7 protein-coding genes are annotated in these 6,460 nt (G+C 70.2%); 5 read left to right on the top strand and 2 right to left on the bottom strand.

Annotation, left to right across the window (positions count from 1 at the left end; all coding sequences use genetic code 11):
* The coding region (locus H5J26_RS27065) for a winged helix-turn-helix domain-containing protein (RefSeq protein WP_309238085.1) at nucleotides 1-403 on the bottom strand (403 nt) is incomplete at its 3' end.
* On the opposite strand from H5J26_RS27065, the gene H5J26_RS27060 reads away from it, so the two are divergent.
* From H5J26_RS27060 to H5J26_RS27050, 3 genes are all read left to right on the top strand, one after another.
* Nucleotides 351-1,310 carry a DMT family transporter gene (locus H5J26_RS27060; RefSeq protein ID WP_181768595.1) on the top strand — a complete coding sequence of 320 codons (960 nt, stop codon included), beginning with the start codon at nucleotides 351-353 and terminating at the stop codon, nucleotides 1,308-1,310. The two genes, H5J26_RS27065 and H5J26_RS27060, sit on opposite strands and share 53 nt — an antisense overlap.
* A gap of 153 nt (nucleotides 1,311-1,463) precedes the next feature.
* Entirely contained in the window at nucleotides 1,464-1,670 is a 207-nt protein-coding gene (locus tag H5J26_RS27055; RefSeq protein WP_181768594.1) for a DUF1918 domain-containing protein, read from the top strand.
* 197 nt (nucleotides 1,671-1,867) lie between these two features.
* Nucleotides 1,868-2,692: a DUF4157 domain-containing protein gene (locus tag H5J26_RS27050; protein WP_181768593.1), complete on the top strand. Its 825-nt coding sequence runs from the start codon at nucleotides 1,868-1,870 to the stop codon at nucleotides 2,690-2,692.
* 130 nt (nucleotides 2,693-2,822) lie between these two features.
* On the opposite strand, the gene H5J26_RS27045 is transcribed toward H5J26_RS27050, so the two are convergent.
* On the bottom strand, nucleotides 2,823-4,142 hold the full coding sequence (locus tag H5J26_RS27045) for a hypothetical protein (protein WP_181768592.1): 1,320 nt from the start codon (nucleotides 4,140-4,142) through the stop codon (nucleotides 2,823-2,825).
* Between the two features lie 222 nt (nucleotides 4,143-4,364).
* On the opposite strand from H5J26_RS27045, the gene H5J26_RS27040 reads away from it, so the two are divergent.
* Both H5J26_RS27040 and H5J26_RS27035 read left to right on the top strand, forming a co-directional pair.
* The gene (locus tag H5J26_RS27040) at nucleotides 4,365-5,006 is read left to right on the top strand and encodes a helix-turn-helix transcriptional regulator (RefSeq protein WP_181768591.1); all 642 of its coding nucleotides are present in this window, start codon (nucleotides 4,365-4,367) and stop codon (nucleotides 5,004-5,006) included.
* 234 nt (nucleotides 5,007-5,240) lie between these two features.
* Nucleotides 5,241-6,460: VWA domain-containing protein (locus H5J26_RS27035; RefSeq protein WP_309238084.1), on the top strand; the 1,220-nt coding region annotated here is incomplete at its 3' end.

Genomic DNA, 6,460 nt, shown 5'->3' with positions numbered 1-6,460 from the left:
CGGCCGCGACCGGCGGCGGCACCGCGAGTGTGGCGAGCACACCGCCGGCATCGACGCTCCGCGGCACCTGGTCGGCCGAGGCGTCCGCGCTGAGAGCGACCTCCTGCCAGGAGGTGTCACCCTCGCGCGGAAGTGCCGCGCGGGGCTCGGCCCGGAAGACCCCGGCACCCGGCCTGGTGACGACGAGCCCCTCCACCGCGAGCTGCGCGAGGGCGCGGGAGACGGTGACAGGGCTGACCCGATGCACCTCGACCAGCCGCCGACTCGAAGGCAGCTTCTCACCGGGTGAGTAGCGGTCCAGATCGCCTCGGAGGGTTTTCGCCAGCTCAGCGACACTGCTACGCTCGTTCATGAGAGAGCACAGTAGCGCTACTGCTTCGTCGACGATAGCGGTTCCTCCCACTTCCGCCGCAGCCGAGCCCCTCCCTCCGCAGGACTTCGCAGCCCCCGGCGGACAAGGCGCCGGTCTGCTGCTCGCAGCCCTCGGCGTCACCTGCTTCTCGCTCACCTTCCCCGCCACCGCCTGGTCGCTCGAGGGCTTCGGGCCGTGGTCGGCGACGACGCTCCGCCTCGTACTGGCAGGCCTGTTCGCCTGCGTCCTGCTCGCCGTGGTCCGCGCCCCCGTGCCCGCCCGCCGCCACTGGCCCTGGCTGGCGGTCTCCGCCTCCGGCGTCATGATCGGCTTCCCGCTGCTGACGACGCTCGCCCTGCAGACCTCCACCACGGCCCACGCCGCCGTCGTCGTGGGCCTGCTGCCTCTGACGACCGCTCTCTACTCCTCGCTGCGCACCGGGAACCGCCCCTCCCCCGTCTTCTGGGGGGCGGCTCTCGCCGGAGCCGCAGCCGTGCTCGCCTTCGCCTTGCATCAGAGCGGCGGCGCCCCGTCCCTCGGCGACCTCTATCTGGGCGGTGCGCTGCTGCTGTGCGCCGCCGGCTACGCCGAGGGCGGCCGGCTGGCGCGGGAGCTGTCCGGGGTCCAGGTGATCGGCTGGGCGCTGGTGGGCTGCCTGCCGCTCGCCGTGCCCGGTGCGGTGATCGCCCTTCTCGCGGAGCCCGCAGAGCTGACCGTCCACTCGGTGACGGGTCTGCTGTGGGTGGCCTCGGGCTCGCAGTTGCTGGGCCTGGTGCTCTGGTATCGCGGCATGGGCGTCGCAGGTGTGGCAAGGGCAAGCCAGACACAGCTCGCGCAGCCCCTGCTCACGCTCGTGTGGTCCGTACTGCTGCTGGGGGAAGACCTCACACCCGCAGCCCCCGTGACCGCCGTCGCGGTACTGATCTGCATCGTGGTGGTCCGGCGAGCGCGGGCGTGACCCGGGACCGGGCGCGTACCCCGCATGCCTGCAAGCCCGTGCGCGACCGGAGCACGGTCGAGTCATCCGATTTAGACTTATCGGCATAGACCGCACACCTCGGACTGCACGGATGTCCCGGTGCACAACCCTGCGAACAGGAGGGTTCTCCTGATGCGAGCGAAGATGGGCGACCGTCTGCTGGTACACGGCCGGGTGGTGGGTGACCACGACCGCGAGGCGGAGATCGTCGAGGTGCTGGGTCCGGACGGCGAGCCGCCGTTCCGGGTCCGCTTCGACGACGGCCACGAGGCAGTGATGTCACCAGGACCCGACACCGTCGTGCAGACGGGGAAGAAGAAGCGTCCGCGTCCCGCCTGACCCGCAGCCGGCCCGCGGGCGCGTGTCCCGCGGCTGACTTCGGCTGACCACGTCCCCGGGAGTTGCCGACTGCCCCAACGGGCAGCCAGTCGTGCACCCCGGGGACGGACGTACGTCCTGGACGCTCCGCCCTCAGGTCGTCACGCTTGTTTCCCGCACGCCGGGTCGGGAGCGCCGAGGCCATGGGGAGCGACACGATGCGCGCACATGAGCACGACCAGGAACAGGGGAACCACCACGAGCACGACGAGACCGTCAAGCCGAACGGCACCGCAGAGGACGCGCGCGCCTCGGCCGAACTGCCGCATCTCCTGAGAGCCGCGGCCACGGGACGTTCCGACGTGGTGGGCCGCTCCGGAATGGGCACCCTTCAGCGCACCGTGGGCAACGGCGCCGTGACGTCGATGCTCCAGCGTGAAGGCGAGGAGGACGGCAAGGGCGACAGGAAGCAGCCGGCTGAGCGCTCCTCGGTGCACGACGTCGTCTCCTCGGGCGGCGGGCAGTCGCTCGACCCCGACACCCGTACCGACATGGAGTCCCGGCTCGGTGCCGACTTCTCCGACGTGCGGGTGCACACCGACTCCTCCGCGCACGACTCCGCCAAGGACGTCGGCGCCCGCGCCTACACCGTCGGCAACAACGTGGTCTTCCAGCGCGACGCCTACGACCCCTCCTCGCACGAGGGCCGCACCACCATCGCCCATGAGCTGACCCACGTGGTCCAGCAGCGCAGCGGGCCCGTCGAGGGCAGCGAGGCGCCGGGCGGCATCCGGATCAGCGACCCGTCCGACCGCTTCGAGCAGGAGGCCAGCGCCAACGCCGAGCGCGTCATGGCGCAGCCCGCTCCCGTGTCCGAGGCCCCGCCCGCCCCGCCCTCCGGTTCCGCATCCGCCTCGTCCGCCGCGGTGCAGCGGCAGGCCGAGGACGAGGAGGAGCAACCGGCAGACGTACAGGGGTCGTTCGTGCAGCGAGCCGCAGGCGACGCCAAGGCGGAAGAGGAAGAGGAGACACCTCCGGAGTGAGCCCCCACCCGTTACGGCCGCCGCGGTGCGGCCCGGGGCGGCCTTCGGCGCAACGAACGGAGCGCGTACGGCAGTTGTGCCGCACGCGCCCGCTTTCGGTCTGCGCCCGCCCCTCACACGACGCGCTCGTTCAGCCGTCCTTGCTCAACGTGCCGCCCACGAAGAGCGATTCGGAACACTGCGACGGCTTCGGGGCCTTCACAGGCTTGCCCACCTCGCGGCAGGTGATGGAGATGGTGATCTTGCCTCCGGAGGCGATCTGGATCGGGGTGACGAAGTGGTAGTCGGAGTCGCGGAAGTTCTCCAGTGCGAGGTCGAGCACCTGGCCGTCCTCGCTGGAGACGACGACCGTGCCCGAGTCGCCCTGCGGGTTCTGCACGACGATGTCGGTCAGCTCGAAGGTCTGCCCCTCCGGCACCGTGTATGCGGTCTTGTCGGTCGCGCCGCCGCCGACCGAGTCCTTGACCTGGGTGGTGTTCGCGCTCTTGGGGACTCCCGAGCCGGCACCGCCGGAGCCGGAGCCGTTCTCGCCGCCGCCGTTCTGGCCGCTGCTCTGCCCACCCGAGCCGCTGGCGCCGCCGTTCGCGCCTCCACCTTCCGAACTGCCCCCGTCGGCCCCCTGCGTGGACCGTTGCGCCTGCGCGTCATTGATCGCCTCGGGCGTGATGGCCTCCTTCGCCGCCGACCGTACGGTGGGGCGCAGCAGCCCGTACCAGAGGCCGGCGAGCAGCCCCACCAGCAGTACCGCCGCGATGAGCACCCGGGGCAGCCAGCGCGGCAGGATCGCCTCCTGCTCGTACGTGCCGTCGAGCACCACGGGCATCGGCGGGTCGGAGCCCTCGCCCAACGACTGCTGAGTCACGAGGACTTGGAAGGGGTGCGTGACCGGGGCCCCGCGCCAGACGCGGTTCACAGGCCGCACCCGCAGCTTCGCGAACTTCGCCTCGCCCGGCGGTACGTTCAGCTCCTCGGGCTCGAAGACCAGGCGCGCGCGCTCGGTCTCCTCACGTGCCTCCAGCTCGATCGACGTGTGCGTGTTGCCTCTGTTGTCGACGGCCACCTCGTGGCGTCCGCGCCAAGCGCTGTGCGAGGCGCGCGGCACGATCTCGGAGGTGACGTCGGTGAACGGGAGGATCTGCACGGAACGTTCGGGAACCACGGTGGCCCCCACGTCGCTCGTGGGAACGACGCGCAGGCCCAGCGGGGTCTCCCCTGGCATGACCGCCGAACTGCGCGGTGGATGCAGCGTGATGGTCGCGGCGCCGGACGCGCCGGGGTAGAGCGACAGGCTTTCCGGTTCAACGGTGGCCCAGCCCGCGCAGGGCCCGATCACCTCGAAGCGGACCTCCTCGACCGTGGTGCCCGAGTTGAGCACCTGCACGGGTAAGGCCGCCTCGCTGCCGGGCTCCAGGGTGACGGTGGACTCGTCCAGGCTCGCCGAAACACTCATGGCGCGCACCGTACGTTCACACCGGGCTCACCAGCAGCGGCCGTACAGGAACGCTTTCGGGCAAATGCGGGTTCTCTCTGAGCCATCGTGTCTTGCCCTCTATCGCTTGACGTTGCCGGACGGGGAGCCTTCTCCCGCACAGAACGGCATCTACTGGAAGAGAGATCGTTTGGAGTTGGCAGGTGCATGACTGCACCTCGCCCAGGGGGAGGGAAGCACGGGATGAACCAGCACACTTCCGTGGACCGCGTCACGGTGGATGTACGTGCGCAGGATCCGATTTCACAAGCCGGACTGGCCAGCCATCTACGAACTCGCCCGGAGGTACGGCTTGTCGAGCCGGAGAACACCGAAACACCGGAAGTCGTCGTGGTCGTCGCCGACGCCGTCGATGAAGACGTCTTACGCGCATTGAGGCAGATCCATCGGACCAGTGCGGTACGGGGGGTGCTGGTCACCACACACATCGACGAACAGCAGTTGCTGAGCGCCGCCGAGTGCGGCTTCATCGGAATCGTGCGCCGCGCGGAGGCCACTCCGGAGCGGCTGGTCAGGGTCATCGGGGCGGTGGCCAAGGGGGAAGGCCACGTCCCGCCGGACCTTCTGGGCAACCTGCTGGAGCAGGTCGGGCGGCTCCAGGGAGAGGTGCTCGGGCCCCGCGGCCTCAACTTCACCGGGCTCGCCAACCGCGAGATCGAAGTGCTGCGGCTGGTGGCCGAGGGATGCGACACGGCGGACATCGCGCTGAAGCTCGCGTACTCGGAACGGACGATCAAGAACGTGCTGCACGCCGTGATGACGCGGCTCAACCTCCGCAACCGCTCGCACGCGGTGGCGTACGCGTTGCGGCAAGGGCTGATCTGAGCGGGCGGCGGGGCCGGTCCAGGTTCGGTCGACATGGGCTGACCTGCGCCTCAACCCGCCTGCGGTCAGACGCGAGTTGACGTGCTCGGGCACGGGCGCTGAGGAGCACCTCGGCGCCCGATGCACATTCGGGCACGGGCCCGTACCCGAAGGGTTGGCTCGCTTCCGCTCTCCACGGGCGCGGGCGCAGGCGAGGGTGAAGCCCGCATCGGCGGATCACCAAGGGGGGCTTCTGTGCAGGGGGTTCAGCGCCTTCGAGCACGCGGCGCGGCGGGATGGCGTACCGCGGCACAGTCCGTCAGGCGTAAGGCGACCGGAACGACCGCCCTGCACATCGGCGCGCTGACGATCGTGCTGGTCCTTGCGTTCACCGTCCTCCCCGGATTCGTGGCCTGGTCCCGTCCCGGGGATCCCGGGCCGACCGTCACACCCGACCGTGTCGACGAATCCCTGTCGCCGGGTGACTCGTTGACCGTCGACAAGAAGGTGCGCACGCCTGTCGTGCCCCCGCGCCCCGACGTCGTACTGCTCGTCGACGGAACAGGCAGCATGGGCCCGCCGATCGCCGACGTGCAGGAGAACCTGCGCAAGATCACAGATTCGGTGACCGACGAGCAGTCCGACGCCCGCTTCGCCGTCGCCACTTACGGCGACACCATCGACGGGCCCCGCGCCTACACGGTGCTCCAAGGGCTCACCGACAACATGGACGACGTGCAGAAGAACGGAGTCGACCGTCTGGACACCGACCGGGGCGCCTACAGCCCCGGCCCGGCCGAGGACTGGCTGAACGCGCTGTGGCAGATCGCCCACGGGAGCGGCGGCCAGACCGAGTTCAGGGAGGGCGCCAGCCCGGTCGTCGTCCTCGTCGGGGATGCCTCCAGCCACGACCCGAGCCTCGGGCACTCCCTCGGCGACACGACAAGCGCCTTGCGGAACGCGGGAGTTCGCGTACTGGGCGTCGACGTGACGACGGACCTGGGTGACGGCCTCAACGGCAACGGCGACAACGGGAACGGGGACGACCAGAACCAGGAACCGACGCACGAGCCGGGCCAGGCGACGAAGGTCGTCGAGGAGACCAACGGCGAACTCTTCGAGGGCATCGACGCCGACAAGGTCTCCGACAAGGTCGTGGAAGGGCTCACCAACCTTCCCACCACGATCAGTTACCAGACCCTCGACTGCGATCCGTCCCTGGACGTCTCGCTCGAACCGGCGACGCAGACGGTCACGAGCGGCAGCACAGCAGAGTTCACGGAAACAATCGAGGCAGCCGAAGACGCCCCGCAGGGCACCGAGTTGACATGCAGAATCCAGTTCCTCGCGGACGGCAAGCTCCCGGACGGGAGTGCGCCGGACACCATCGTGGACGATGCCGCGACCAGACAGAACCGGGACCCGTACGCGGTCGCCCTCGACCGCGCGGACGCGGGGCGGGGTTCCGGGGGACG

It is taken from the genome of Streptomyces albidus (ex Kaewkla and Franco 2022), assembly GCF_013870515.1.
GTDB lineage: Bacteria > Actinomycetota > Actinomycetes > Streptomycetales > Streptomycetaceae > Streptomyces > Streptomyces albidus.
The sequence above is the reverse complement of the archived record's forward strand: the minus strand, read 5'-3'. Positions and strand labels throughout refer to the sequence as shown.

What these genes read in the sequence shown, in the direction of transcription:
- H5J26_RS27060 (WP_181768595.1), top strand. Translation starts at nt 351, where the DNA reads ATGAGAGAGCACAGTAGCGCTACTGCTTCGTCGACGATAGCGGTTCCT.
- H5J26_RS27055 (WP_181768594.1), top strand. Translation starts at nt 1,464, where the DNA reads ATGCGAGCGAAGATGGGCGACCGTCTGCTGGTACACGGCCGGGTGGTG.
- H5J26_RS27050 (WP_181768593.1), top strand. Translation starts at nt 1,868, where the DNA reads ATGCGCGCACATGAGCACGACCAGGAACAGGGGAACCACCACGAGCAC.
- H5J26_RS27045 (WP_181768592.1), bottom strand. Translation starts at nt 4,142, where the DNA reads ATGAGTGTTTCGGCGAGCCTGGACGAGTCCACCGTCACCCTGGAGCCC.
- H5J26_RS27040 (WP_181768591.1), top strand. Translation starts at nt 4,365, where the DNA reads ATGAACCAGCACACTTCCGTGGACCGCGTCACGGTGGATGTACGTGCG.